Annotated in this window: 19 protein-coding genes; 10 read left to right on the plus strand and 9 right to left on the minus strand. The window is 73.1% G+C overall.

Going from position 1 to position 24,797, the window contains the following annotated elements; all coding sequences use genetic code 11:
• The first annotated feature begins 1 nt into the window (after window position 1).
• From E1269_RS08485 to E1269_RS08495, 3 genes are all read left to right on the plus strand, one after another.
• Window positions 2-1,093 (plus strand): carbohydrate ABC transporter permease, encoded by a 1,092-nt coding sequence (locus tag E1269_RS08485; protein WP_203433184.1) that lies wholly within the window; start codon window positions 2-4, stop codon window positions 1,091-1,093.
• On the plus strand, window positions 1,090-2,013 hold the full coding sequence (locus E1269_RS08490; protein WP_203433186.1) for a carbohydrate ABC transporter permease: 924 nt from the start codon (window positions 1,090-1,092) through the stop codon (window positions 2,011-2,013). Before E1269_RS08485 ends, E1269_RS08490 begins: the two co-directional genes overlap by 4 nt.
• Before the next feature lie 109 nt (window positions 2,014-2,122).
• On the plus strand, window positions 2,123-2,644 hold the full coding sequence (locus tag E1269_RS08495) for a P-loop nucleotide/nucleoside kinase family protein (protein WP_131893359.1): 522 nt from the start codon (window positions 2,123-2,125) through the stop codon (window positions 2,642-2,644).
• A 30-nt stretch (window positions 2,645-2,674) separates the two neighbouring features.
• On the opposite strand, the gene E1269_RS08500 is transcribed toward E1269_RS08495, so the two are convergent.
• Window positions 2,675-3,211 (minus strand): dihydrofolate reductase family protein, encoded by a 537-nt coding sequence (locus tag E1269_RS08500; RefSeq protein ID WP_131893361.1) that lies wholly within the window; start codon window positions 3,209-3,211, stop codon window positions 2,675-2,677.
• A 96-nt stretch (window positions 3,212-3,307) separates the two neighbouring features.
• Between E1269_RS08500 and E1269_RS08505 the strand changes: the two genes are divergently transcribed.
• Window positions 3,308-6,598, plus strand: coding sequence for an AfsR/SARP family transcriptional regulator (locus tag E1269_RS08505; protein WP_131893363.1), 3,291 nt, complete (start codon window positions 3,308-3,310; stop codon window positions 6,596-6,598).
• Between the two features lie 52 nt (window positions 6,599-6,650).
• On the opposite strand, the gene E1269_RS08510 is transcribed toward E1269_RS08505, so the two are convergent.
• The 3 genes from E1269_RS08510 to E1269_RS08520 form a co-directional block, all read right to left on the minus strand.
• On the minus strand, window positions 6,651-9,653 hold the full coding sequence (locus E1269_RS08510) for a helix-turn-helix transcriptional regulator (protein WP_203433188.1): 3,003 nt from the start codon (window positions 9,651-9,653) through the stop codon (window positions 6,651-6,653).
• 4 nt (window positions 9,654-9,657) lie between these two features.
• On the minus strand, window positions 9,658-9,870 hold the full coding sequence (locus tag E1269_RS08515) for a hypothetical protein (RefSeq protein WP_131893365.1): 213 nt from the start codon (window positions 9,868-9,870) through the stop codon (window positions 9,658-9,660).
• Between the two features lie 233 nt (window positions 9,871-10,103).
• A complete protein-coding gene (locus E1269_RS08520) occupies window positions 10,104-11,075 on the minus strand; it encodes a carbohydrate kinase family protein (protein ID WP_203433190.1) in 972 nt (323 codons plus the stop codon).
• Window positions 11,076-11,164: 89 nt separating this feature from the next.
• Here E1269_RS08520 and E1269_RS08525 point away from each other — a divergent pair, with 89 nt between their 5' ends.
• A complete protein-coding gene (locus E1269_RS08525; RefSeq protein ID WP_131893369.1) occupies window positions 11,165-12,598 on the plus strand; it encodes an NAD-dependent malic enzyme in 1,434 nt (477 codons plus the stop codon).
• A gap of 34 nt (window positions 12,599-12,632) precedes the next feature.
• Window positions 12,633-13,187: a YqgE/AlgH family protein gene (locus E1269_RS08530; RefSeq protein WP_131893371.1), complete on the plus strand. Its 555-nt coding sequence runs from the start codon at window positions 12,633-12,635 to the stop codon at window positions 13,185-13,187.
• Window positions 13,188-13,250: 63 nt separating this feature from the next.
• On the opposite strand, the gene E1269_RS08535 is transcribed toward E1269_RS08530, so the two are convergent.
• A complete protein-coding gene (locus E1269_RS08535) occupies window positions 13,251-14,048 on the minus strand; it encodes an alpha/beta fold hydrolase (protein WP_162606287.1) in 798 nt (265 codons plus the stop codon).
• A 112-nt stretch (window positions 14,049-14,160) separates the two neighbouring features.
• On the opposite strand from E1269_RS08535, the gene E1269_RS08540 reads away from it, so the two are divergent.
• Together E1269_RS08540 and E1269_RS08545 are read left to right on the plus strand one after the other, a co-directional pair.
• The gene (locus E1269_RS08540; protein WP_162606288.1) at window positions 14,161-14,811 is read left to right on the plus strand and encodes a TetR/AcrR family transcriptional regulator; all 651 of its coding nucleotides are present in this window, start codon (window positions 14,161-14,163) and stop codon (window positions 14,809-14,811) included.
• 62 nt (window positions 14,812-14,873) lie between these two features.
• Entirely contained in the window at window positions 14,874-18,989 is a 4,116-nt protein-coding gene (locus E1269_RS08545; protein ID WP_131893377.1) for a HEAT repeat domain-containing protein, read from the plus strand.
• Between the two features lie 23 nt (window positions 18,990-19,012).
• Here the strand turns inward: E1269_RS08545 and E1269_RS08550 are convergent, their stop codons facing one another.
• From E1269_RS08550 to E1269_RS08560, 3 genes are all read right to left on the minus strand, one after another.
• Window positions 19,013-19,309 (minus strand): hypothetical protein, encoded by a 297-nt coding sequence (locus tag E1269_RS08550; RefSeq protein ID WP_131893379.1) that lies wholly within the window; start codon window positions 19,307-19,309, stop codon window positions 19,013-19,015.
• On the minus strand, window positions 19,299-20,480 hold the full coding sequence (locus tag E1269_RS08555; RefSeq protein ID WP_131893381.1) for a C2 family cysteine protease: 1,182 nt from the start codon (window positions 20,478-20,480) through the stop codon (window positions 19,299-19,301). The genes E1269_RS08550 and E1269_RS08555 overlap by 11 nt, the downstream gene beginning before the upstream one ends.
• Window positions 20,481-20,554: 74 nt before the next feature.
• Window positions 20,555-20,812 carry a DUF3039 domain-containing protein gene (locus E1269_RS08560; protein WP_131893383.1) on the minus strand — a complete coding sequence of 86 codons (258 nt, stop codon included), beginning with the start codon at window positions 20,810-20,812 and terminating at the stop codon, window positions 20,555-20,557.
• Between the two features lie 64 nt (window positions 20,813-20,876).
• On the opposite strand from E1269_RS08560, the gene E1269_RS08565 reads away from it, so the two are divergent.
• Together E1269_RS08565 and E1269_RS08570 are read left to right on the plus strand one after the other, a co-directional pair.
• Window positions 20,877-22,262, plus strand: a complete 1,386-nt coding sequence (locus tag E1269_RS08565; protein WP_203433192.1) for an MFS transporter — start codon at window positions 20,877-20,879, stop codon at window positions 22,260-22,262.
• A gap of 142 nt (window positions 22,263-22,404) precedes the next feature.
• Window positions 22,405-24,177, plus strand: coding sequence for a DEAD/DEAH box helicase (locus E1269_RS08570; protein WP_239000833.1), 1,773 nt, complete (start codon window positions 22,405-22,407; stop codon window positions 24,175-24,177).
• A gap of 44 nt (window positions 24,178-24,221) precedes the next feature.
• On the opposite strand, the gene E1269_RS08575 is transcribed toward E1269_RS08570, so the two are convergent.
• Window positions 24,222-24,788 (minus strand): histidine phosphatase family protein, encoded by a 567-nt coding sequence (locus tag E1269_RS08575; RefSeq protein ID WP_131893389.1) that lies wholly within the window; start codon window positions 24,786-24,788, stop codon window positions 24,222-24,224.
• Between the last annotated feature and the right edge of the window lie 9 nt (window positions 24,789-24,797).

Genomic DNA, 24,797 nt, shown 5'->3' on the forward strand with positions numbered 1-24,797 from the left:
GGTGGTCGGGACCGACATGACGGCGACGGCGACCCGGGAGCCGTCGGCGCGCGGCCACGGGTCGTCGCGCCGGCGGCGGGTTTCCGGGCACCGCCTCCAGGAACGCCGCGCCGGCTGGGTGTTCGTCGCGCCGGCTGTCGTGGTCCTCGTGGTGTTCCTGTTCGCGCCGATCGTGATGGCGGCCTGGGTCAGCCTGCTGGACTGGAACGGGCAGTCCAGCCCGTTCTCCGGCGACGCGGAGTTCGTCGGCCTGGACAACTACCGCAACCTGCTGGTCGACGCCGGCCTGCTGCGCGGCGACTTCATGCTCAGCGTGCGCAACACGCTCTACTACGTGCTGTTCGGCGTGACCGGGGTGACGGTGCTGTCGTTCGCGCTCGCGACGGCGGTCAACTCGTGGGTGCTGAAGGGGCGCGGGTACTTCCGCACGATCTTCTACTTCCCGGCCATCACCAGCTCGGTCGCGATCAGCGTGCTGTTTCTCTTCCTGTTCCAGGGCTCCGGCGTGGTCAACGTCATGCTGTCGTGGGTCGGGATCGACGGGCCGTCGTGGTTCAACGACCCGCGCGGCGTGCTGCACATCGTGCTGTCGCGGTTCGGCATGGACGCGCCGCCGTCGTGGCTGGCCGACAACACGCTTGGCGGGCTGAGCCTGTGGCAGTGGGTGTCCGGGCCGTCGGTCGCCATGTGCGCCCTGATCGCGCTGACCATCTGGGCGTCGTCGGGCACGTTCATGCTCTTCTTCCTGGTCGGGTTGCAGGACATCCCGATCGAGCTGGAGGAGGCGGCGGCCATCGACGGCGCCGGCGCATGGCGGCGGTTCCGGCACGTCACGCTGCCGCTGATGCGCCGCAGCGTCGTGCTGGTGATCACGCTGGCGCTGATCAGCAGCTGGCAGGTGTTCGACCAGGTGTTCATCCTGTCGCAGGGCGCGCCGGCGAAGACAACCCTGACGCCGGCGTACATCTCCTACGTGCGCAGCTTCGGTGACGGCCAGTTCGGCGTCGGCGCGGCGGTCGCCTTCGTCCTGTTCGCGATCATCATCGTGCTCACGATCGTGCAGCGCTGGATCGGAAGGGAGCGGCGCGCATGAGCGCAGTGATGGCGCGGCGACGACGGCGACCCGCGGAGTCCGTGCCCGTCGTCCTCACCGACCGGTACTCGCCGCGGTCGCGGAAGGTCCTGGTCCGGGTCGTCGGGTACGGGCTGCTCGCCGTCGGGACCGTGCTGTACCTCGGGCCCTTCCTGGTGCAGATCGCGACGTCCTTCAAGACCGACGCCGACGCCGTCGCCGACCCGGTGTCGCTGTGGCCGTCCCCCGTGTCGACGGCGGCGTGGTCGGTCATCGCGGGCTCGAATCCGGCGTTGGACATCCCGGTGCTGCGCTGGCTCGGAAACTCGCTCTTCGTGACCGTCTCCGTCACTCTGGGCCGACTGATCATCGACAGCCTGGCCGGCTACGCGCTCGCGCGGCTGCGCTTCCGCGGCCGGGCGATGGTGTTCGCTGGGGTCGTGGCGGTGCTGGCCGTGCCTGGTGTCGTCCTGCTGATCCCGAAGTTCCTGGTGCTCAACGAGCTGGGGATGTTCGACACCTACGCCGGTATGATCCTGCCGCTGCTGTGCGACGCGGTGGGCATCCTGCTCATGAAGACCGCCTTCGAGGCCGTCCCGACGGAGCTGGACGAGGCCGCCCGCATCGACGGCGCCGGCGTGTTCCGGACGTTCTGGAGCGTGGTACTGCCGCTGGTGCGCCCGGCCCTGGTGACGGTGACGATCCTGTCCTTCCAGGGCTCGTGGAACGAGTTCACCCACTTCCTGGTGGCGACCTCGGACCCGGACCTGGCGACGCTGAACCTCGGGATTGCCCGGCTGACCGCCGGCGACCTCCAAGGGTCGCAGCAGTTCCCGCTGAAGCTGGCGCTCGCGACGCTCTCGACCATCCCGATCGCGATCGTCTACGTCTTCTTCTCCCGCTACTTCATGCGCTCCGGCGCCTCCTCCAGCCTGAAGTGAAATGATCACGTTCAGCACGAAATCCCGTGTCGCACCATGCCTGCGATCCTGGTGATGCGTGGAAAACCCTGGTGACGGCCGGACCGGGCGGCTGGAACACTTGCCCTCCGTGTCCAGCGTCTACCTGATCACCGGCGTCATGGCGGCCGGCAAGTCCACCGTCGCGCAGGCGCTCGCCGAAAGGCTGCCAACGGCGGCGCACGTGCGCGGCGACGCCTTCCGCAAGGCGATCGTCTCCGGCCGCGCCGAGCCGGTGCCGGGCGACGTGGAGGGCGAGGCCCAACGTCTGCTGCGCTACCGCATCGCCGCCGGCGTGGCCGACCAGTACGCGGCCGCCGGCATCACCGCCGTCGTGCAGGACGTGATCATCGGACCGGAGCTGGCGGACGTCGTGGAGGTGGTGCGGACCCGCCCGCTGTACGTCGTCGTCCTCGCGCCGCATCCGGAAGCCGTCGCCGAGCGCGAGGAGGCTCGAGTGAAGACGGGCTACGGCGCCTGGACGATCGCGGACCTCGACGGTGCGCTGCGCCACGAGACCCCGCGGATCGGCCTCTGGCTCGACACGTCGAGGATGACGCCGGCGGAGACCGTCGACGCCATCCTCGCCGGTCGTGCGGAAGCCGAGGTGTGAACAGCCGCGACCCGCCGCCGAGGGCCGCGGTCACGCGACCGGGCCGTACACCTGGTTCACCACTCCCTTGCTGAAGGCCTCCGACCGCAGCAGCTCGAGCTTGACATCGGCGAGCCCGTCGAACCAGCGGGCGCCCCTGCCGACCACGACGGGGTGCACCATTAGGTGCAGCTCGTCGAGCAGGCCCGCGGTCAGCAGCGACCGGACGAGGGAGAGGCTGCCGGTGATGCCGAGGTTCTTCCCGCCCTCCTCCTTGAGCGCCTTGATCCTGGCCATCACGTCCCCGCTGATGATCTCGGTGTTGTTCCAGGTGGCCTCGGTGAGGGTGTTGGTCACTACGTACTTCTTCTGGCCGTTCATGATCTCGGCGAAGTCGTCGTCGCTGGTCGGCCAGTACGCCGCGAACTCCTCGTACTGACGGCGACCGAGCAGCATCGCGTGGTTGTCGGCCATGAGCGCGCCGACCGCGGCGCCCATCTCGTCGTCGAACCACTCGAAGTGCCAGGTGTCCGGGGCCTCGGCGACGCCGTCGAGCGAGACGAACAGGCCGGAGATGATCTTTCGCATGATGTGCTCCTCGTGATGTGTGGTGGTGATGTGCCCAGTCTTCCGGGCGGCTTTTCGGTTTCTTTGCGGTCGCCTTGCGGTGGATAGGCTCGGGCCATGCGTTTCGGCGTGCTGGGGCCGCTGGCCGTGTGGACGGACGACGGCAGGCCCGTCGCCATCCCCGGCCGGAAGGTCAGGGCCCTCCTCGCCGACCTCCTCGTGCACGACGGACGCGCCGTGGGTGCGGGCACGCTGATCGACGACATTTGGGGCGACTGCCCGCCGCCGACCGCGCAGGCGACGCTGGCGGCGAAGGTGTCCCAGCTGCGACGCGCGCTGGACGACGCCGAGCCGGGCGGTCGGGAGCTGCTTACGTCGGGCCCGGGCGGCTACGCATTGCGCGCCGCCGCGGACGCGGTGGACGCGCGACGGTTCCAGACGCTCATGGCGTCGGCCCGCGCCGCGGAGCCGCACGCAGCGGCGTCACTCCTGACCGAGGCGCTGGACCTGTGGCGAGGCCCGGCGTACGCCGACATCGTCGACGCGCCGTTCGTCGCGGCGGCGATCGCGCAGCTCGACGAGCTGCGTCTGCTGGCGATCGAGGAGCGGTCGGAGCGCCGCCTGGACCTCGGCGAGCACGCCGAGCTCGTCGGGGAGCTCACCGCACTCGTCGCGGAGAACCCGTTGCGCGAACGGCTCAGGGCGTGCGCGATGCGCGCTCTGCATGGCGCCGGCCGTCAGAACGAGGCCCTGGAGACCTACCGTGACCTGCGCGAACGGCTCGCCGACGAGTTGGGTCTGGATCCCGGCCGGGAGCTGGTCGAGCTGCACGCCGCGATCCTCGCTCGCGATCCGTCCGTCGACCCGCCCGTTCCCCGGACGACGGCCGCCGCCGGCCCGCCGGGGAGCTCGCCCGCCCGGCCGGGCAACCTGCCCGCGCCACGGACCGGCCTGGTCGGCCGCGACGACGCCGTCGCCGAGGTCCGCGCGCGGCTCGCCGCCGACCGCCTGGTGACGCTGACCGGGCCGGGAGGGGTCGGGAAGACCCGGCTCGCGCTCGCCGCGGCGGCCGTCAGCGCTCCTGACTTCGTCGACGGAGCCTGGCTGGTCGAGCTGGTCGGTCGTCCGGCGGGACCTGACGCGTGCGGCGCGCTCGCCGAGGCGGTGCTTGCCGCGCTCGACGTCCGTGACACCGCGGCCGCGGGCGGCGGCGAGCCGCCCGTCGAGCGGCTCGCCGCCGCGCTGCGTCATCGCCAGATCCTGCTGCTGCTCGACAACTGCGAACACGTGGTCGACGCCGCCGCCGAGCTGGCCGACCGGCTGCTGGCCGCCGCGCCCGGCCTCCGCCTACTCGCCACCAGCCGCGAGCCGCTCGCGCTGATCGGCGAGTCGGTGTTCGGCGTGGCGCCGCTCGACGTACCCGGCACCGACGTGGAGCAGTCGCCCGAGGGGGTGCAACGCAGCGGCGCGGTCCAGCTGTTCGTGACGCGCGCCGCCGCAGCGGCGACCGGGTTCCGGCTCGACGCGAGCAATGCCGCCGACGTCGCCGAGCTCTGCCGTCGCCTCGACGGCCTCCCGCTGGCGCTGGAGCTGGCGGCATCCAGGGTGCGGACGCTCGGCGTGCGTGGCGTGGTCGCCCGGCTCGACGACCGGTTCCGGCTCCTGGCCGCCGGCAACCGCGGTGCGCCGCCGCGCCAGCGGAGCCTTCAGGCGATGCTCGACTGGAGCTGGGAGCTCCTGAGCGAGCCGGAACGGACGCTCCTGCGCCGGCTGGCCGTCCATGCCGGGAGCGTCACCGCCGGCTCGGCCGCCGCCGTGGCCGGTTGCGACGTGGTGGGCGACGACGTGGCGCGTGGCTGGCTGCTCGACCCGGCCGAGGTGCCGGACCTGCTCGCGCGCCTGGTGGACCGGTCGCTCGTCGAGCTCGTGCCGGAGCCGCCCGACGGGGAGCCGCGGTACCGGCAGCTCGAGTCGGTGGCCGCCTACAGCACCGACAAGCTGCACGCCGCCGGCGAGGCCGCGGCCCAGCACGACCGGCACGCCGACCACTACCTCGCGATCGCGGAGGATGCTGCCGGCCGGCTGCGCGGACCGCACCAGCAGGCCGTCCTGCGGGAGCTCGACGCCGAGTCGGCCAACCTGCGCGCCGCGCTCACCACCGCGTCCGGCGACGCGACGCCGCACCGCGCGTTGCGACTCACCGCGGCACTCGCCTGGTACTGGGTGCTGCGCGGACGCCTCGGAGAGGCTCGCCGCAGCCTCGACGTCGCGCTCGCCGTGCCGGGCGCCGCCCCCGCCGGCCTACGGGAGCAGGTCGTCGCCTGGCAGGCGGGCATCGCGATCCTGCAGGGCGACCCGGCAGGGACGCGCCTGCACGCCGACGCCGTCGACGGGCTCGATGCGATCGACGAGCCCGGCGAGCGCGCGCGGGTCGAGTGGTTCCTCGCCGACTCCGGGGCGCTCGCAAGCGTGTCCGGTGTCGAATCGCTGCTCGAGCGGGCGCTGGCGGCCAGCCGCGGCTGCGGTGAGCGCTGGGTCGAGGCGGCCGTCCACGTCAGTCGTGCCCGGCAGGCGCACGTCCGGGCCGACATCGCGGCGATCGAACGCGACGCCGCACGGGCGGGTGAGCTGTTCGAGCTGCTCGGCGACCGGTGGGGACGGCTGCAGGCGAGCCGCTGGCTCGGCGGGCACGCCGAGTTCACCGGCAACCACGGAAGGGCCGCCGAGCTGCAGGGCGACGCCCTGCGCTGGGCGGAAGAGCTGCACCTCTGGCCCGATGTGAGCACGCAGTGCTCGTGGCTGGGCTGGCTCGCGATGGAGCTGGGCGACTACGCCCGCGCCCGGTCGCTCGCCGAACGTGGTCTCGCGCTCGCCGTCGAGCAGGGTTTCCGTGATGGCCGGCTGTTCGCGGGCATCCTGCTCGGCTACACCGCGCGCTGGGACAACCGGCTCGACGACGCCGAACGGCACCTGCGCGCCGTCCTCGACGAAACCCCCGCCGGTGCCGACCCGGAGATGCACGTCGGACTCGTCCTGACCGAGCTCGGATACCTCACCGAGCTGCGCGGCGACCCGATCGCCGCCGCGCGGCTGCACGAGGAGGCCTTCGACCTCGCGCTCAAGCTCGGCGCGCCGCGCGACACAGCATGCGCTCTGGAGGGCCTGGCCAGCGCGCTCGTGGCCGCAGGTGCCCACACCGCGGCCGCCACCCTGCTCGGCGCCGCGTCCGCCGTGCGCATCGCGGCCGGGATGCCGCAGGCTCCCAACGAGCAACGTGACGCCGCCCGCGTGGGTGCGGCGGTGCTGGCCGCCGTCGGCCCGGCCGCCTGGACCGCGGCCTTCGAGCAAGGCGCCGCGCTCGAGCCCGACGCCGCGCGCGCCCGCGCCGTTCGCGACCTTCCCGGCTGACGGCCCGAACGGTCGTGTGGCGTCAGCGCACCGACAGCACGGGGCACCAACGTCAGCCGACGGCGGGATCGGCGAGCAGACCGCGCTGGTAGGCGACGGAGACGGCCTCGGTGCGGCTGGCGGCGCCGAGCTTGGTCATGACCCGCGACAGATGCACGCTGACCGTTTTCTCGCTGATGAACAGCTCTTCGCCGACCTTGCGGTTGGTGTAGCCGCGCGCCACCAGCTCGAGCACGGACTGCTCCCGCGGCGTCAGCAGCCCGGCGACCGGGAGCGCCGCGCCGGCCAGTGCCAGGTTGGCGCGCCGGGCCAGCTCGCGGACGGCGTCGGCCAGCGGCACCGCGCCGAGCCGCTCCGCGACGTCGAGCGCGGCGGCCAGCTCGGCCGTGGCTGCGTCGCGGTCGCCGGTGACCAGCACTTCGGCGAGCCGCCACCGCGCCAGCGCCACGTGGTAGACCTCGCCGTAACCGAACGCCTCGACCACGTCGCGCCACGGCTGCGGATCGGCGGAGCCGGTGAGCCGCGCCTCCTCGGCGCGCAGCCGGACCAGCCACGCGCGGCCCTCGGGCCCCAGGGAGTCCGCACGCGGGATGCCGCGCTCGGCGGTGGTGCGGCCGTACTCGGCGAGCCGGGTGCCGGCCTCGACTGCGCGTGCCTCGGCGTCGGCGTCGCCGGTGGCGCGGGCCTGCCGGGCCGCGTCGGCCTGCGCGCCGAGGCCGAGCGCGGCCAGCCGGATGCCGCCGAGCGGCCAGCCGCTGGTGGACTCCTTGCGCATGGAGTCCAACGCCTCGTCGATCAGCGCGACCGCTGGGTCGGGCCGGCCCCGCCAGGAGGCCATCTCGGCACCGGCGATGCCGGCCAGCTGGGCGATCTGGGTGTCGCGGTGCCATTCCGGCCGCAGCCTGACCAGGTCGCGCTCGGCCTCGCCGAACCGGCCGCGGCCGACGTTGATGATGGCGGCCGACGCGGCCAGCAGCGCGGTGATGGTGTCGGAGACCCGCTCGCCTGGCGGGCTGGCCGCGGTCAACGCATCGTCCCAGCTGCCGCGGGCGTAGTGCACCATGGCCCGCATCCAGCGCAGCTCGAGCCCGTAGGTGCTCCAGGTCAGGCCGAGGGCGCTGGCGCGTTCCGCTCCGGCGTCGGCGATCTCGGCGGCGAGGTCGAGCAGACCCTGCTCGTACCGCGTCGTGACCAGGTTGAACGCGGCGCGCTGCTCGACCAGCGGCGCCCCGGCGCGCACGGCGATGCGCCGGGCCTCCTCGAACTGTTCGCAGGCTCGTTCGATGCCGCCCCTGCGCAGATCGGTGAAGGCGAGCGAGACCAGGGCGTCGGCCTCGGCGGCGGCGGTGCCGGAGGTGCGTGCGTCCTCGACGGCGCGGGTGGCGAGCTCGCGCGAGACGTCGTCGTCGACCGCCCACGACGTGCGCGCTTGCAGCGCCAGCACCCAGGAGCTGACCGAACTGGGTGGCGCGTCGGCCACCAGCTGCCAGGCCTCGTCGATGGTCCGCCGGGCCTCGTCCCACCGGCCGTTGGCCAGCAGCGTCTCGGTGAGCTGACGACGGACGTCGGCGCGGGTGGACGGATCGGACCCGCGGTCGGCGACGACGACGGCGGCCTGCGCGTAGGCGAGCGAGCGCTCCGGGTGCCCGGCGGCCGCGGCGACGTACGACGCCTTGCGGGTCAGCGACAGCTCGTCGACGCCCGCGCGCGCCGCCGGGTTGTCGACAGCGGGCCACAGCTCGAGTGCCTGCTCGACGTGCGCCAGCTCGGCCGCCAGCGCCCCGACGCGCATGGCGTCGTCGGCAGCCCGGACCGACGCGGCCAGCGCGGTAGGGAGGTCGTTGCTGCGCAGGCTGTGGTACGCGAGCGCGCCGGCGAGCTCGTCCTGCTGCAGCTCGACGATGCGCCGGGCGTACGCGGCATGTAGCCGGACCCGCTCGCCTGGCAGGAGGTCGGCGTAGACGGCCTCGCGCAGCAGCGCGTGCCGGAACGTGTAGCCGTCCTTGTCGTCGGTGACGAGGATGTGGTGCTGCAGCGCCTCACGCAGCGCGGCGTCCAGGACGCCGTCGTCGAGGTCGACGACGGCGCGGACCGCGGCGTGGGTGACGTGCCGGCGGCCGGTGACGGAGATGGCGCCGACGACGCGCTGAGCCGCCGGGCTCAACGTCTCGACCCGGGACATCAGGACGTCGGCCAGCGCCGGCGGGATGCCGCCCGGCGTGGAGGCGCTGGCGGCGACCAGCTCCTCGGCGAAGAACGCGTTGCCCTCCGAGCGGGCCGCGACGTCGGCGAGCACGGCCGGGTCGATGCCGCCGTCGGCGAGGGTCACGACGAACGCCAGCGTGTCGGCCGCCGTGAACGGCGCGAGCTCGAGCCGCTCGACCGACGGCAGCCGGACCAGCTCGGCCAGCAGTAGGCGCAGTGGGTGCTGCCGATGGAGGTCGTCGGAGCGGTACGTGCCCACGACCAGCAGCCGCTGGTCGGCCAGCCGGGACAACAGGAACGAGAGCAGGTCGCGGCTGGACGCGTCGCTCCAGTGGAGGTCTTCCAGCCCCAGGACGAGCGGGGCGTCGTCGGCCAGCTCGGCCAGGACGTTGAGGATGGCGTCGAACAGCTGCAGCTGGCCGAAGTTGGTCTCGTCGGCGCTGGCGGAGACGGTGGCGCCGCCGCGGCCGATCAGGCTGGTCAGCGCGGGCCGGTCGGTGACGAGATCGTCCCGCTCGAGGCGCAGCTGCTCGATGATCTCCTTGAACGGCAGGTACGGCAGCCCCGCCTCGCCGACGCTCAGGCACCGCCCGACGAGCACCCGCGCGCCGCCCGCCGTGGCGTCGGCGACGAACTCGGCGAGCAGCCGGCTCTTGCCGACTCCGGCGTCGCCGGCGATGAGCACGGTGCCGGCGGACCCGCCGCGGGCGCGATCCAGCGCCGCACGCAGCTGAGCAAGCTCAGCGCCGCGGGCGATGAAGGGGACTCCGGTACCGAGCCGAGGCACGATACCGATGCTCGCATACGGCACCGACAGCGTCATCGCGCCGGGCGGGACCGAGGCCGCCACCGGGTCAGCCCGCGTGGGACGGCGCCGGCGCGCCCGGCTGTCCTACCGTCGCACTCGGCCGTCGCGCCGTCCGGCCCGGGCGCGTGACGATCCGGACCGCTCGGCGCACTGCTCTACGGGCACGTCCGGTTCGGTGGACGGTGCGGTCGGCCGTGCGGCGCACCGACTGGCGGCGGTAGGCGATCTCGGCCTCGATGCCCTGCATCGTGTAGTTCACGGTGTCCTCCTCGAACGATCTCGTCGTTGTCGAGATTCGTCCTGAGGCCGGCACCGGCACATCGGACGTTCACGTGGGTCCGTGGCGCCGTGTCCCTTACGCCGAGCTGAGCCGGAGGTAAGGGGCCGCCACGAGGATTCTGCGTGCCTCGAAATGATCACGTTCAGCACGAGATCTCGTGTCACACCATGCTCGCAATCATGGTGAGGCTCGGGTGATCCTGCTGAACGTGATCATTTCGAGGAGACGCGGGCGGTGAGCGCGGAGGCGGTCGGGGGGTCGGCGCCAGGGCGCTCGCAGGTCATGGCCGCGACGAGCGCCGCGCGGTCCAGGATCGCTCGCAGCGGTGCGTCCGCCAGCGTGGCGAGCCGGTCTCTCGCGGCGCCGCCGAGCAGGCCGTCCAGGCGCAGCGAGTCGACCAGGCCGGCCGTGAACGCGTCGCCGGCGCCGACGGTGTCGGCCACCTCCACCTCGGGGGTGGGCACGTCGACGGTGGTCCCGCCGCTGGTCACGCCGATCGCGCCGGCGGCACCACGGGTGACGACGACGAGTGCCGGCCCGCGCCGCGCCCAGTCGGCGGCCAGCGAGGCGACGGGCAGCTCCGGCGCCAGCCAGGCGAGGTCCTCGTCGCTCACCTTGACGACGTCGGCCAGCGCGACCAGCTCGTTCCACTGCCGGCGCACGACGTCGTGTGGTGCGAGCAGCGACGGTCGGAGGTTGGGGTCGAGCACGACGCTCACGGCGCCGCGCGAGCGCTCCCGCCGGATCAGCTCGACCAGTGCGGCGGCGCCGGGCTCGCGCGCGACCGCGATCGACCCGGTGACCAGCGCCAGCGTCTCAGCCGGCAGCGACGCCGGCAGCTCGTCGGGCCGCCAGCCCCAGTCCGCCGTGCCCTCGGCGTAGAAGTCGTAGGCGGCGCGGCCCTCGCCGTCCAGCGAGACGACGGCGAGCGTCGTCAGGTCCGCGGTGTCCACGGCGTGGTCGAGGCCGACGCCGTTGGCGACCAGGTGGTCGCGCACCACCTGCCCGAACGCGCCCGTCCCGAGCCTCGCGAGCAGCTGCGTCGGTGCGCCGAGGCGGGCCAGCCCGACGGCGACGTTGGCCGGCGAACCGCCCGGGACGGCCCGGTAGCGGCCGTCGGGGTCGGCGACGAGGTCGACGAGGGCCTCGCCCGAGACGATGATCTGCGCGGTAAACACGCGCACACCGTAACTGTCGGGATGTCGCCCACCCTCGGTGACCGGCAGCGGAATCATCTACGGTGGGTCTGCTCACATTCGGCAGAAGGGTCACCGTGGTCAGCGTTCCGAGCATCTCGTACTCGATCACCGTCCGGCTGGAGGTCCCGGCGGGTGGCTCTGCCGTGAGCCAGCTCACCGCTGCCGTCGAGAAGGCCGGCGGCCTCGTGACCGCCCTCGACGTCACCGCGTCCGGCGCCGACCGCATCCAGGTCGACGTCACCTGCGCCGCGACGTCGTCAGCACACGCCGGCGAGCTGGTGACCGCGCTGCGTTCGGTGCCCGGCGTGACGATCGGAAAGGTCAGCGACCGGACGTTCCTGGTCCACCTCGGTGGCAAGATCGAGGTGACGTCGAAGGTCCCCATCCGCAACCGTGACGACCTCTCGCTCATCTACACGCCCGGCGTGGCGCGCGTCTCGCAGGCACTGGTGGACAACCCCGACGACGCCCGCCGGCTGACCATCAAGCGCAACACGGTCGCCGTCGTCACCGACGGCTCGGCCGTGCTCGGCCTCGGCAACATCGGCGCCACCGCGGCCCTGCCGGTCATGGAGGGCAAGGCGGCGCTGTTCAAGCGGTTCGGCGACATCGACGCGTTCCCGATCTGCCTCGACACCCAGGACGTCGACGAGATCATCCGCACCGTGCAGCACATCGCGCCGGTGTTCGCGGGCATCAACCTCGAGGACATCTCCGCGCCGCGGTGCTTCGAGATCGAGGCCAGGCTGCGTGAGCTGCTCGACATCCCGGTCTTCCACGACGACCAGCACGGCACCGCCATCGTCGTGCTCGCGGCCCTGCACAACGCTCTCAAGGTGGTCGGCAAGGACATCGGGTCGATCCGGGTAGCCATGTCCGGCGCCGGCGCCGCGGGCCACGCCATCGCGCAGCTGCTGGTGGCCGCGGGCGTGAACGACATCGTCGCCGCCGACATCAACGGCGTCATCCACCCCGACCGGGCCGACCTGACCGGCGTGCCCACCTGGTACCTCGAGCACTGCAACCCACGCGGCGTCACCGGCGACCTCCGCGACGCGGTCGCCGGCGCCGACGTCTTCATCGGCGTCTCCGCGCCCAACGTGCTCACTGCCGCCGACGTCGCCAGCATGGCCGACCGCGCCATCGTGTTCGCGCTGGCCAACCCCGAGCCCGAGATCGACCCGCGTGCCGCGGGCGAGTACGCGGCCGTCGTCGCCACCGGGCGAAGCGACTACCCGAACCAGATCAACAACGTGCTGGCGTTCCCCGGCGTCTTCCGCGGGCTGCTCGACGCACACAGCCGGTCGGTGACGCCGGAGATGATGACCGCCGCCGCGGCGGCGCTCGCGGACACGGTGAAGGACGACGAGCTCAACCCGTCGTACATCGTGCCCAGCGTCTTCCACTCCGGCGTGGCCGAGGCGGTCGCGGCCGCCGTGCGGGGCAGCGTGGAGAGCATCCGCCGAACCGCGGAGGAGACCGGCGAGTTCCCGGCCATCCCTGTGTGATGCGGGCCCGAACGGGCACGATGGAGCTGTGGGCATGAATCGCTCGTTGACCGGGCAGCTCCTGGTGGCCGCGCCAACGTTGCGCGGTTCGACCTTCGACCGGGCCGTCGTGCTCATGCTTTCCCACGACGGCGACGGCGCGCTCGGCGTCATGGTCAACCGGCCCACCGACGTCCTCGTGGGCGACGTCCTGCCCGCGTGGATGCCCGTGGTGTCCGAGCCGGGGGTCGTGTTCCAGGGCGGACCCGTGAGCCTGGACAGCGCGCTCGGGCTCGTCGCCGTCCACGGCAGCGACGAGCCGCTCGGCGTGCGGCGGGTGCGCGGCCGCCTCGGCGTCGTCGACCTGGACACGCCCGCCGAGATCATCGAGCCCGCCGTCAGCGCGATGCGGGTGTTCGCCGGGTACGCCGGCTGGGCGCCGGACCAGCTCGAGGGCGAGATCGACGAGGGCTCGTGGTTCGTCGTGGACGCCGAGCCGACCGACGCGTTCCGTACCGACGCCGAGGACCTGTGGGCGATGGTGCTGCGCCGGCAGGGCGGGCAGCTGGCGCTGATGGCGTCGTTCCCGGCGGACCCGTCGCTGAACTAGCGCCCGCTCTGGACCTCGTCGGGGTGCAGCCATCCAGGATCAGAACGCCATAGCTCCGGGCGGTCAGCGGAACCAGTCGGAGAGTGCCCGCGCGAGGTCGGCGTCGTCGAGGCCGTGCCAGCCGCCGGGGACGGCGCGGTGCTCGCCGCGGGGGAGCCGGTCGGCGACGTCGAGCGAGGTCGAGCGCAGGTAGTCGTCGCTGCCGGTGCTGGTGATGACGAGAGTGGGGGTCCGCACGCCGCCGAGCAGCTCCGACGTCATCGACTCCATCGTGGCGAAGTCGTAGAGGTAGGTGTGCGCCAACGCCTCGAGGCCCGGCCAGGCCGGGTGGTCACGCAGCTGCTTGACGAACTCCTCCGGCACGCCGATGCCACGGTTGACGAACTCGACGACGGCACCGCGCTCGCCGGCGTCCAGGAGGCGGCGCACCTCAGCGATGAATGGCTCGTCGGCGGGCTCGTCGACGGCGAATGGCGGCTCCAGCAGCGCTAGCATCCGGATCGGCAGCCCCGCCGCCGCGGCGCGCAGGGCCACGGCCGCGCCGGAAGAGAAGCCGTAGACGTACGCCTGGCCGCCGGCGAGCTCGATGACGGCGGCGAGATCGTCGACCTCGCGCTGAGGCGCGTAGGGGAGGGTGTCGCCGCTGTCGCCCCGGCCGCGCCGGTCGTAGGTGAAGACGGTGAACCGTTGCGCCAGTGGCTCGACCGCGCCCGTCATCGGGCGCATCCCGTGGAAGGCACCGGCCGGATCGATCATGATCAGCGCGGGATGGGTGTCGCCCGGCGTCTCGGCTGTGCTGGTGACGGCCGTGCTGGTGACGGCGATGAGGGTGCCGTCGGCTGAGTGGGTCGTGAGGTTCACGGGTCCTGCCTTCGCGGTGTCGACGGCGCGGCCGATGGGTGGTCGCGGTGATCGGTCAGACTTGATACTGAACTGTTCAGTACTATCGCTGGTGTACTGTACAGTTCAGTTCATGACGAGGGCAAGAGGTCGCGGCGCGCCGAAGGAACCACTGATCCTGGACGCCGCGCGGGAGGTCTTCCTGCGCCGCGGGTTCGGGTCGGCCGGCGTGGACGAGATGGCCGCCGTCGCCGGGATCTCGAAGGTGACGCTCTACAAGTACTTCTCCAGCAAGGAGCAGCTTTTCCTGGCGGTCATCCTGCGCGACATCGAGGCAGCCGAGCGGATGTCCGACGACCACCTCGACGCGCTGGCCACGACGACGGACCTGGACGCCGACCTGCGGGGACTCGCCCGGGAGTTCGTCACCACCGTGACGGAGCCAGAGCTGCTGCGGATGCGGCGGATCGTCGCGGCCGAGGCGGAGCGGTTTCCCGAGCTCGCCCGGGCCTGGGACGAGCGGGCCCGCGTCCGGGGCCAGCAGACTCTGACCCGGCTGTTCGAGGCGCTGGCACAGCGCGGGTGGCTGGCCGGCGACATGCGCGTCGCGGCCGAGCAGTTCCTCTGGCTCCTGCTCGGTGCACCCTTCAACGTCGCGCTGTTCGATCCCGCCCGTGGCCGGTTCGACGACGACGAGCTGTATGCACACGCCGATGCCGCGGTCCGGACCATCCTGGCCGCGTACGGGCGCCACGGGCCCCGGCAAAAGCCGTCGCGCGGCTGATCGGACGCCGCGCGAGATCGGTAGCATGATCGCCCGGCAAGCGGGCGAGCGCTGGAGGGCCGATGGAACCGTTGACGACGGGCGTGCTGACCAACGTCGCTTCGCAGATCGTCACGGCCGGTGCCGGCCGGATCTGGCGCTCGTTGCGCAGCGGCCGCGACTCGCGGGAGCTGCGCGACGTGGTGGAGCGGACGCTGACCCGGGCCGTTCGCGACGCCAGGCCGGTGGATGCCGGGACGGGCACCGTGGACGAGGCCGCGTGGTGGGACGCCGTGGCCGACGACCTCGGCAAGGTTTTCCGCGGCGACGCCGCGCGCGTCCTCGTCGGTGCGCTGGACGGGCTCGACGACGAGCTGGCCCGGCGCGAGGTCGAGGCGCGGCTGCGGTCGGCCCTCGACGAGGCCGGATACGACCTGGACCAGCTGCGCAACGTCATCGACGTCGACCACTTCCTGCGCATCCTGCCCGACGTCCTGGCCGACGAGGTCATCCGCTCAGCGCCGTCGCTGCAGGACCGCCTGACCATGAAGATGCTGGCGATGCTGATCGCCAACACCCGCACGGACCGGCTGCCCGAGCCGACGCCGCAGCAGCTGCGCGCCGACGTGGAGCGGCTGCTGCACGACATCGAGCTGGAGACCGAGCGGCGCGACCGGCTGCCGCGCTACCTGCCCGACGACTTCGACGTGGGCCGGGTCAACCGCCCGGTGCAGGTGCGAAACCCGGTGCGCCGCGCTGGTGCCGAGGACGGCGCGAGCACCGGCCGCGCCGGACGTGCCGTCGACGTCGATTCGTTCTCGAGCACGCCGATAGGCCGGGCCAGCCGCGCCGAGGCCGCGCGCATGTATCAGCAGCCTGGAGATCAGGTCGACGGGCCGACGATGTCGTGGCAGGTCCTGTTGCGCCAGCATCCGCGAGTGGTGGTGCTCGGCGACCCAGGGATGGGCAAGTCGTGGCTCATCCGCACCGAGGCGCATCGGCTCGCGGGGATCGCGCGCCGCAAGCTCGTGGCGGCCACGACGGCGGAGGACGTGACGATCCCGCTCACCGCGCGCTGTGACGAGCTGGCCGGCGCCGACGGCGACACCTTGGGCGAGGCGCTGGCGCGGATCGTGGCTCGCCGGCACGGCCTGGCCCCGAGCACGACGGTGTGGCTGGCCGGCCAGGTGGATGCCGGGCGGTCCGCGGTGCTGCTGGACGCGTGGGACGAGCTGCCCGGCGCGGAGGAGGAGAACCGGATACGAGACCTGCTCGCCGGCTTGCCCGCGCCGAGTGAGCAGCGGACCGAGGAACTGCCGGCCGGGCCGCCCGGCGGCACCCGTGACCTGACCGATGAGAGCGGCGAGGAAGCATGGCCCGGCGGCACCGCGTCGAGCGGCAAGCCTGGCAGCCACCCGGACGGCATAACGGACTCGGCGCCGGGCACCGATGGGCGCGGTCCGGCGATCTGCGTGATCACCAGCCGGATCGCCGGCTACAGCGGGCCACCGCTGCCCAGGCCGGTGGCGGAGGTGGAGCTGCGGCCGTTCGCAGCGGGCGACGTCGACGCGACGGTGGCCGCGTGGAACCTCGACAGCGAGGCGGAGGCCCGCCTGCGTGCCGCCCTGCGCCAGCCAGCAGCCGCCGGGATGGCCCGCAACCCGCTGCTGTTGTCCCTGCTGTGCGCGGCAGCCCGGGCGGAGGAGTCGCTGCCGACGGTGCGCTGGCAGCTGTTGGACCGGATCGTGCGCGGCTTCCTGACCGTCAACCGGCGGCAGCCAGCGATGGGCGCCAGCCGCAAGCACGAAGAGGTCGAGAAGTACCTGCGGCTCAGCGGCGCGATCGCGCTGCACTTCGCCACCCGCCGCGGCGGCTGGAGCGACGCGATGCCGGTGGACCAGATAGTCGACGTGCTCGTCGGCAGGCCGGAGCTGGCCGCGTTGGGCCAGGACCCGCATGCCGTCATCGACTCGCTTGCCCGGGTGGCCGGGCTGCTCACACCGGTGGGCAGCCAGGCCGACGGGCGCGACGCACCGTACCGCTTCGTGCACCGGACCGTCGCGGAGTACCTCGTCGCCCGTGAGGTGGCCCGGCTCGCCGCGTCCGGCGACGGGGTGCGGCCGGACCCTGGACCCGGCCATGGCGGCGGCAGCGGTGACTGGCTCGACCTGGTGCGCCGGCACCTGTGGTTCGACCCGGACTGGTACGAGGTGATCCCGATGCTCGGTGGTCAGCTCGAGGACCCGGTGCCGCTGCTCGACCATCTGCTCGAGCTGGCGGACGACCCGTTCCACCTCGGCCTGCGCACCGCCGCGAGGATCGTGGCCGAGCGACCCGACCCGACGGCGCCGCGGGCCGGCGCTCAGATCGAGCGGATGATCGACCGGTTGGTGTCGCTGTACGAGATCAGGGCGTTCCGGAACGGTGTCAGGGAGGCGCTCAGCCGGTTGACTCCACGCGTCACGGCGGCGGCGCTGGCGCCGGTGTTCGAGCGGCTGGAGGACGATCGCAGGATCGGTGCCGGCGACCTGATCGGCGTTCTGGCCGGGGCCGTGGACCGGGACGAGGTGCGGCGCGTCCTGTTGAGAATGGCCGGCGACGAGAGCAGGTCGCCCCAGGCGATCCGGGCACTCGCCGGTGCCGTCGGACACCCCGAGGTCCGGGAGGCGCTGCTGCGTCGGCTCGCGGACGGGCGTGAGTTCGTCCGCGCGGCGGCCGCGGAGTCCTTGACCGGCGCCGTCGACCAGCCCGAGGTCAGAGCGGCGTTGATCGAGCTCTTGGGTGCGCGGGACGAGGAGGCCGGACAGGCCGCGATCGAGGCTCTGGGCGGTCATCTCGACCGGCCCGACGTGCGGCAGGCATTCGTCGGACTTCTGGAGACGCACCCTGACGACTTCGTGCGGACTCAGGCGCTGCGCGCCCTGGCGCCGGCCACGCATCACGACGACGTTCGGGCCGCGCTCGTTCGGAAGATGAAGAGCGGAGACCGCAGCGACCGGCTGCTCCGCCGCGCAGCCCAGACGCTGTCCGTCGTCGTGGAGCACGACGACGTGCGGGACGTGCTCGTGTACCTGATGGGCCACGCACCGGACGCCCGCCTGCGCGACGAGGCCGGGTACGCGCTGCATGCGCTCCGGGACCACGAGGACGTCCGTGAGCCGTACGCTCGCTGGTCCGCCGGACGGCGAGTGGCCGACCCGGACCAGGGAGGTGACCTCAGTGCGTTCCAGCCGGTCCTGGAAATACTCGATCGTCACGAGCGGACTGACGTCCGGCGGTTCGCGATCCGGCTGTTGGCGAACTCGGTCGAGCCGGCCGCGGTGCGCCAGGTGTTCCGGCATGTACTCACGGTCGAACAGGACCTGGGCGTGGCCGCCGTGGCCGCGATGGCGCTGGCCGGTCGGCTCGAACCACTTCCGGCCGTGCTGCGCGCCGTCGACCCACGGCGCCTGTGGGACCCGGATGGGCCCGACCTGATGAGCGGCCACTCCGGCGTGACGGCCGAGCCCGACCTCCGCGACGCGTTCGTTCCCCTGGTGTGCGACGACGCGGCCGGTCCGCGGGAACGCGTGCAGCACGTGGTGCTCGGGCAGTTGGAGCGCCACCTGGACCGGGCTGACGCCCGTGCGACGCTCATCGAGCTGCTCAGCTGCGAGATCGCCGACCTGCGTGCGTCTGCCGCGCGCGCCCTCGCCGCCGTCGCGGCGCACGAGGAGGTGCGGCGGGCGTTGGTACGACGGCTGACGGAGGAGCCGGACCGGGAGGTCCTGGAAATCGTGGCGCGGGCAATCACCGGCGCGGAGCACGTCGAGACCCGGCCGCAGCTGATGGAGCTGCTGACGCAGCACCCGAAGGAGTCGGTGCGATCGGCTGCGGTGCAGGCCCTCGGCTGGTCGCTGGACATCCCGGAGATGTGCCGACTGGTCCTGGATCAGCTCACCCGCTCGGACCTGATGGTGGCGCTGCAGGCGAACCATGCGGTGCGCAGCACAGGCAACCTGCCCTACGGCCGTCTCGGCCAGCGCCTCCAGACCGTGTGCGAGGAGCTCGCGGACGCGTCGATCATGACGAAGGTGGCGGTCTGCGAGCCGCTGGAGGAGTTGGCCGCACGTGCGTACCGGCACGTCGCCGCGGACCGGCGGGCCGGCATCCTGCGCGTGTTCGCCATGGTGACGCGCGCCGCCGACGTCGCGTCGTAGTGCGGGGCTGCCGGGCCCGACCTTCACGGCCGGCCGATCGGCTCGAGAACCGCGACGAGCTGCCCGCCGGCGGCGCCTGGTGGCGCGTCGCGACCGAGTGGCGTGGGCGCACTGGTGTGCGCCACCCGCCAGCGCAGCCCGCCGGCGGTGAGCGCGTTGCCGGGCGCGTACCACTGGGTGGTCTCGGTGCCGTCGGGGTCGTCGACGCCCAGGCAGACCAGGGGTGGGTCGACCCCCAGGACGCTGACCCAGGAGTTGCCGACCGGGTTCGGGTAGCCGGTCCTGATCTGGACCGGACGGTGGCGGGGTTCAGTTGTCATCGAGCTCACACCAATCGATCCGGCAGAACAGCGTGCGGAACACGTCGAGGGGGAGCGGCCGGGGATGTCGGAGGCCCCACGGGTTGTGCAGGATGACCAGGCCGTCGACGACTCCGGTGACGGCGTAGGCGTGCCCGTCCTGCGCCAGGCCGTACCGCAGCGCGACCCGGGCAGCGGATGCGCGGCCGTCGAGGCGCCAGCTGCAGGCGACGGCGGGTGCGCCCGAGCCGAGCAGGCCGGTGAGGAGGTCGTCGTCGGCGCGGGCGATCGCCAGCATGTAGCTGGGCTGGCCGGTCAGCCATTGGAGCGCCTCGGCCGGGTAGCCGCCCTCGCCGAGCTTCGGGTAGCCGCCGCCGTAGACGGCGTATGCCTTCTCCACGTAGGACACCAGCGTGCTCCCGTCGGGCGAGCGGGCGTACGCCAAACCGCCGCCGTCGCCGTCGACCGGCAGCGTGGATCGCAGCCGGTATCCGCGGCCGGGGACGTCGACGACCACGAGGTCGCCCTCCGCCCGGGCCAGCCGGGTCAGCAGACCCGGCGCCCGATCGGCCAGCGTGCACATGGCCGCGATGACGTGACAGTCGCTGATGCGCCCCTGCCTGGGCGTGTCGATGGCGACGACGGCCGGTGGGGTGAGCGGGACGCGCGCATACCCGGCGCCGTCGGTGAGCTCCGGCTCCCGCGCCAGCCCTGGCGGCGGGCCGCCAGGATGTACCTGCGGGCGGGCGGGCACCCGTTGCCTGGGCGGGGGCGGCGGTCCAGGTGGTCGGCGGCCGGATCGGCCGCCGAGGACGGTCGGTGGTGCGGCCGCCGCATCGGGATCCCGCGGATGCTGGACCCGGCGCAGGCGCTCGACCTCGGCCGCGATGGAGTCGCCCACCTGGACGGCGGCTGCCTCGAGGTCGGCGGCCAGGCGGCGGCCGGCCTCGCTCAGCCCGTCCGCGAGCCATCCGGGCGCACCGAGCAGCGCCACCGGCCGGGCGTCCGCCGCGGCGATGCGGAACTGCCGCCGCACCTCGTCGCGCAGTGCGCCCAGGTCGGCGATGGCGGCGGCCACCGGCCGCGCCCCGGCGACGGGTGCTGTGCCGTCAGCACTCGCGTGGTCATGTGTGCTCTCGGCCGACCGCGCGGCGTCGTGCCCGCCGCGGTCCGCCTCACCCGGGGCCGGCACGGGACACCGTCGTCATCGTTGTGGCTCTCACACCCCCTATGGGTGGAACGAACGACGCCGGTGTGACAGGCGACTCAGCCTTCGTTGTCGCCGGGCTTCATCGAGGCCCAGATCTCCTTGCACTGCGGGCAGACCGGGTACTTCTGCGGATCGCGGCTGGGCACCCAGACCTTGCCGCACAGGGCGATGACCGGGGTGCCGTTGATCATGGCCTCGGTCAGCTTGTCCTTCGGCACGTAGTGCGAGAAGCGTTCGTGGTCGCCGTCGCCGCTGCTGGGCCTGGTGCGGCGGTCCTCGATGGTCTCGGTGCCGGGGGTCAGCTGGGTGCTCACGGCTCCCAGTGTACGGACGCCCGGCAGCGGCGGCCCGTGTGTGGAGCGTCGCTATGATTCGCTCGTGACACCGGAGCCGGGACGAGCCATCGCGCAGGGGGTTCTCGGGCCGGCTCATCGGCGGTTGTCCATCGGCATCGTGTCGACGGTGGTGTTCATCGCCTTCGAGTCGATGGCGGTGGCCACGGCGATGCCCACCGCCGTCCCGGAGCTGGACGGCCTGGAGCTGTACGCCTTCGCGTTCTCCAGCTTCTTCACCACGAGCCTGTTCGCCATGGTCGTCTCCGGCGAGTTGTGCGACCGGCGCGGCCCACGGCTGCCGCTGGTCCTCGGCACTGCGTCGTTCACGGTGGGGCTGCTGCTGGCCGGTTCGGCGCAGTCGATGCTGCCGTTCCTGGCCGGCCGGGCGACCCAGGGGCTGGGTGGGGGCCTGGTCATCGTCGCCCTGTACGTGGTCGTGGGCCGGGCATACCCGGAGGCCATGCGCCCCAAGATCTTCGCGGCCATGTCGGCCGCGTGGGTGGTGCCGTCCATCGTCGGCCCGCTGGTGGCCGGGGTGCTCACCGACGAGCTGTCGTGGCGGTGGGTGTTCCTGGGCATCGCGCCGCTGGTGCTCGTCCCGGTGCTGCTCGCGCTGCCGTCGGCGCGCGCCGTGGACGGCCCACCGCCCGGCGGGGCGGCCCCGCGAGCCGGCCGCAAGCGGTACGCGCTGGCGACGGCGGTCGGCATGGGCCTGCTCCAATACGCCGGCAGCCGGGCGGATCTCATCGCGCTGGGCGTGGCCGCGGTGGCGCTGGTGCTGCTGGCGTTCAGCGTGCCGAAGCTGCTGCCGCCCGGGACGATCGTGCTGCGCCGCGGGCTGCCCACCGTCGTGGCGATGCGGGGCATCCTGGCCGGCGCGTTCTTCGGCACCGAGGCATTCCTGCCGCTGCTGCTGGTCTCCGAGCGCGGGCTGTCGTCGACACTCGCCGGGCTCTCGCTGACCGGCGGCGCGCTGGGCTGGGCCAGCGGCTCCTGGTACCAGGGCCGGACGAAGACCGTCGCGCCGCGATACCTGCTGGTGCGTGTCGGCTGCCTGCTGGTCGGGGGCGCCATCTGCGCCGTCTCGCTGGCGCTGATCCCGTCGGTCCCGGTCGCCGTCGTCATGCTGGCGTGGACGGTCGGCGCGTTCGGCATGGGGATGTCCATGGCGAGCGTGAGCGTGCTGCTGTTCCAGCTCTCACCGGTCGGCGAGCACGGCGCCAACTCCGCTGCGCTGCAGGTCAGCGATGCCTTGTTTTCAGCGACGTTCGTGGGGCTGGCCGGGACGATCTTCGGCTCCGGGCACGGCGAGACCGCTGCGCCCACCGGCGTCGCCGACTGGATCTATCTGGTGATCCTGGCCGTCATGGTGGGGCTGGCGCTGGTGGGTGCCTGGGCCGCCGGGCGGGTCCGGGTCACGACGGCGTGAGGCGTGCGCGTCCTGCCCCGAGCTGTCGGTGCGGCCGGTTAGGCTCGTGGCGATGCCCGGGCCGCCGGTCGGTGCCGGGCATCGGCTCGCGCGGGCAGCGTCGCCGCCGGGCCGGCCAGGACGTCGACGTCACGGGAGATGTGTGAGCACTTCGGCCGCTGAGCACCTGCCTCCTGCCTATCCCGATCGTGCCCCGTGGGGAACCGCGGGGCGCTTGCGCGCCTGGCAGGCGGCGGCGCTCGAGGACTACCTCACCCGGGACCCGCGCGACTACCTCGCAGTCGCCACCCCGGGTGCGGGGAAGACGACGTTCGCGCTGCGTATCGCCGCGGAGCTGCTGGCACGCAAGGCGATCCACCAGCTGACGATCGTGGCTCCCACCGAGCACCTGAAGCGGCAGTGGGCCGAGGCCGCGGACAAGGTCGGCATCACCGTCGACCCCATGTTCACCGGCCGCAAAGCCCGGACCAGCCGCGACTACACCGGCGTCGCGGTCACCTACGCCGGCGTCGCGGCGCACCCCATGCTGCACCGCGCCCGGTGCGAGAACCGGCGCACCCTCGTCATCCTCGACGAGGTGCACCACGCCGGCGACTCCCTGTCGTGGGGCGAGGCCGCCCGCGAGGCGTTCGAGCCGGCCGCCCGCCGGCTGGCCCTCACCGGCACGCCGTTCCGCTCCGACATCAACCCCATCCCGTTCGTCACGTACGCGCCGGACGACCGCGGTGTGCCGCGCAGCGTCGCCGACCACTCCTACGGCTACGCCGAGGCGCTCGAGGACGGCGTGGTCCGCCCGGTGCTGTTCCTGGCGTACTCCGGCGAGATGCGCTGGCGCACCCGCGCCGGCGACGAGGTCGCCGCACGCCTGGGCGAACCGCTGACGAAGGACATCACCGCGCAGGCCTGGCGCACCGCGCTGGACCCGCACGGCGACTGGATCCCGTCGGTCCTGCAGGCCGCCGACACCCGGCTCACCGAGGTGCGCCGGCACGTCCCGGATGCCGGTGGCCTCGTCATCGCCACCGACCAGGAGTCCGCACGGGCGTACGCCGCCCTGCTCAAACGCGTGTGCGGCGAGCCGCCCACCGTCGTCCTCTCCGACGAGCCCAAGGCGTCGAAGAAAATCGCCGCGTTCTCCGAGGGTGACGACCGCTGGATGGTCGCCGTCCGCATGGTCTCCGAGGGCGTCGACGTGCCCCGGCTCGCCGTCGGCGTCTACGCCACGGCCACCCAGACACCGCTGTTCTTCGCCCAGGCCGTCGGCCGGTTCGTCCGGGTCCGCAAGCGCGGCGAGACCGCGTCCATCTTCCTCCCGACGGTGCCGTCGCTGCTGTCGTACGCCGGGGAGATGGAGACGTCGCGCGACCACGTGCTGGGCAAGCCGCCCGGCGCCGACGACGACCCGCTGGCGGCGGAGGAGGCGCTGATCGCCGCCGCCCAGCACGAGGAGACCGGCACCGACGAGCTCGGCCCGTTCGAGGCGCTCGGCTCCGAAGCCTCGTTCGACCGGGTCCTGTACGACGGCGGCGAGTTCGGCACCCAGGCCCAGGCCGGGTCCGCGGAGGAGGCCGACTACCTCGGCATCCCCGGTCTGCTGGAGCCGGACCAAGTTGCCGCGCTGCTGCGACGGCGGCAGGCCGAGCAGCAGGCGGCCCGCGCGGCGGCCACCTCCGAGGACGGTTCAGCTGAGGAGGACCAGCCCCGCGACCCCGCCGTCTACGAGCAGATCTCGCTGTTGCGTCGCGAGCTCAACGGACTGGTGGGCGCCTGGCACCACCGCACCGGCAAGCCGCACGGCGTCATCCACACCGAGCTGCGCAAGGCCTGCGGCGGCCCGCCGGCCGCGCTGGCCACGGCGGCGGAAATCCAGGAGCGCATCGACACCATCCGCACCTGGGCCCTCGCCCGCGGCTAGCTCCGCTCGCCGCTCGCAACGCTGTCCGCCGGCGACACCGCGGGCTAGTCGTGCGTCGCCAGGTGATCCACCGAGGCGATCTCCACCACGGACAGGCCGTCCAGGACCGTCAGGGCGCAGGACGGCACACCGTCGGTCAGCAGCCGGGTGGGTAGCTGGTCGTCGCCGACCAGGGTCCGCAACAGGTCCACCGTCACCCCGCCGTGCGTCACGACGGCGACGCCGCCGGCCAGGCCCAGGTGGTCGACGAGAAACCCGCGCAGCCGATCTCCGGCCCGCCGGGACGAGTCGCCGTCGCGCGGGACATGGTCGCGGTCGCCGGTGGCGGTCGCCCAGTCGGCCAGGAACGCCGCGAGCGGGCGGGAGCCGTCCCAGTTCATCCGCTCACGCAGCCGCGGGTCCACCTGGACGCGCATCGAGGTGGCGGCGGCCACGGCCTCGGCGGTCTCGCGGGCCCGGCAGAATGGACTGCTGTAGCAGGCCGTCAGCTCCGCGTTGTGCCGCAGCCAACGCCCGGTACGAGCGGCCTGCGCGCGACCCAGCTCGGTGAGCCCCGGGTCGCCGGGCGTGCGCTGCTTGTCGCCGTGTTGCACGAGGTAGAACGTGGGCACGCGCGAGCC

It is taken from the genome of Jiangella asiatica (assembly GCF_004349065.1).
Classification (GTDB): domain Bacteria; phylum Actinomycetota; class Actinomycetes; order Jiangellales; family Jiangellaceae; genus Jiangella; species Jiangella asiatica.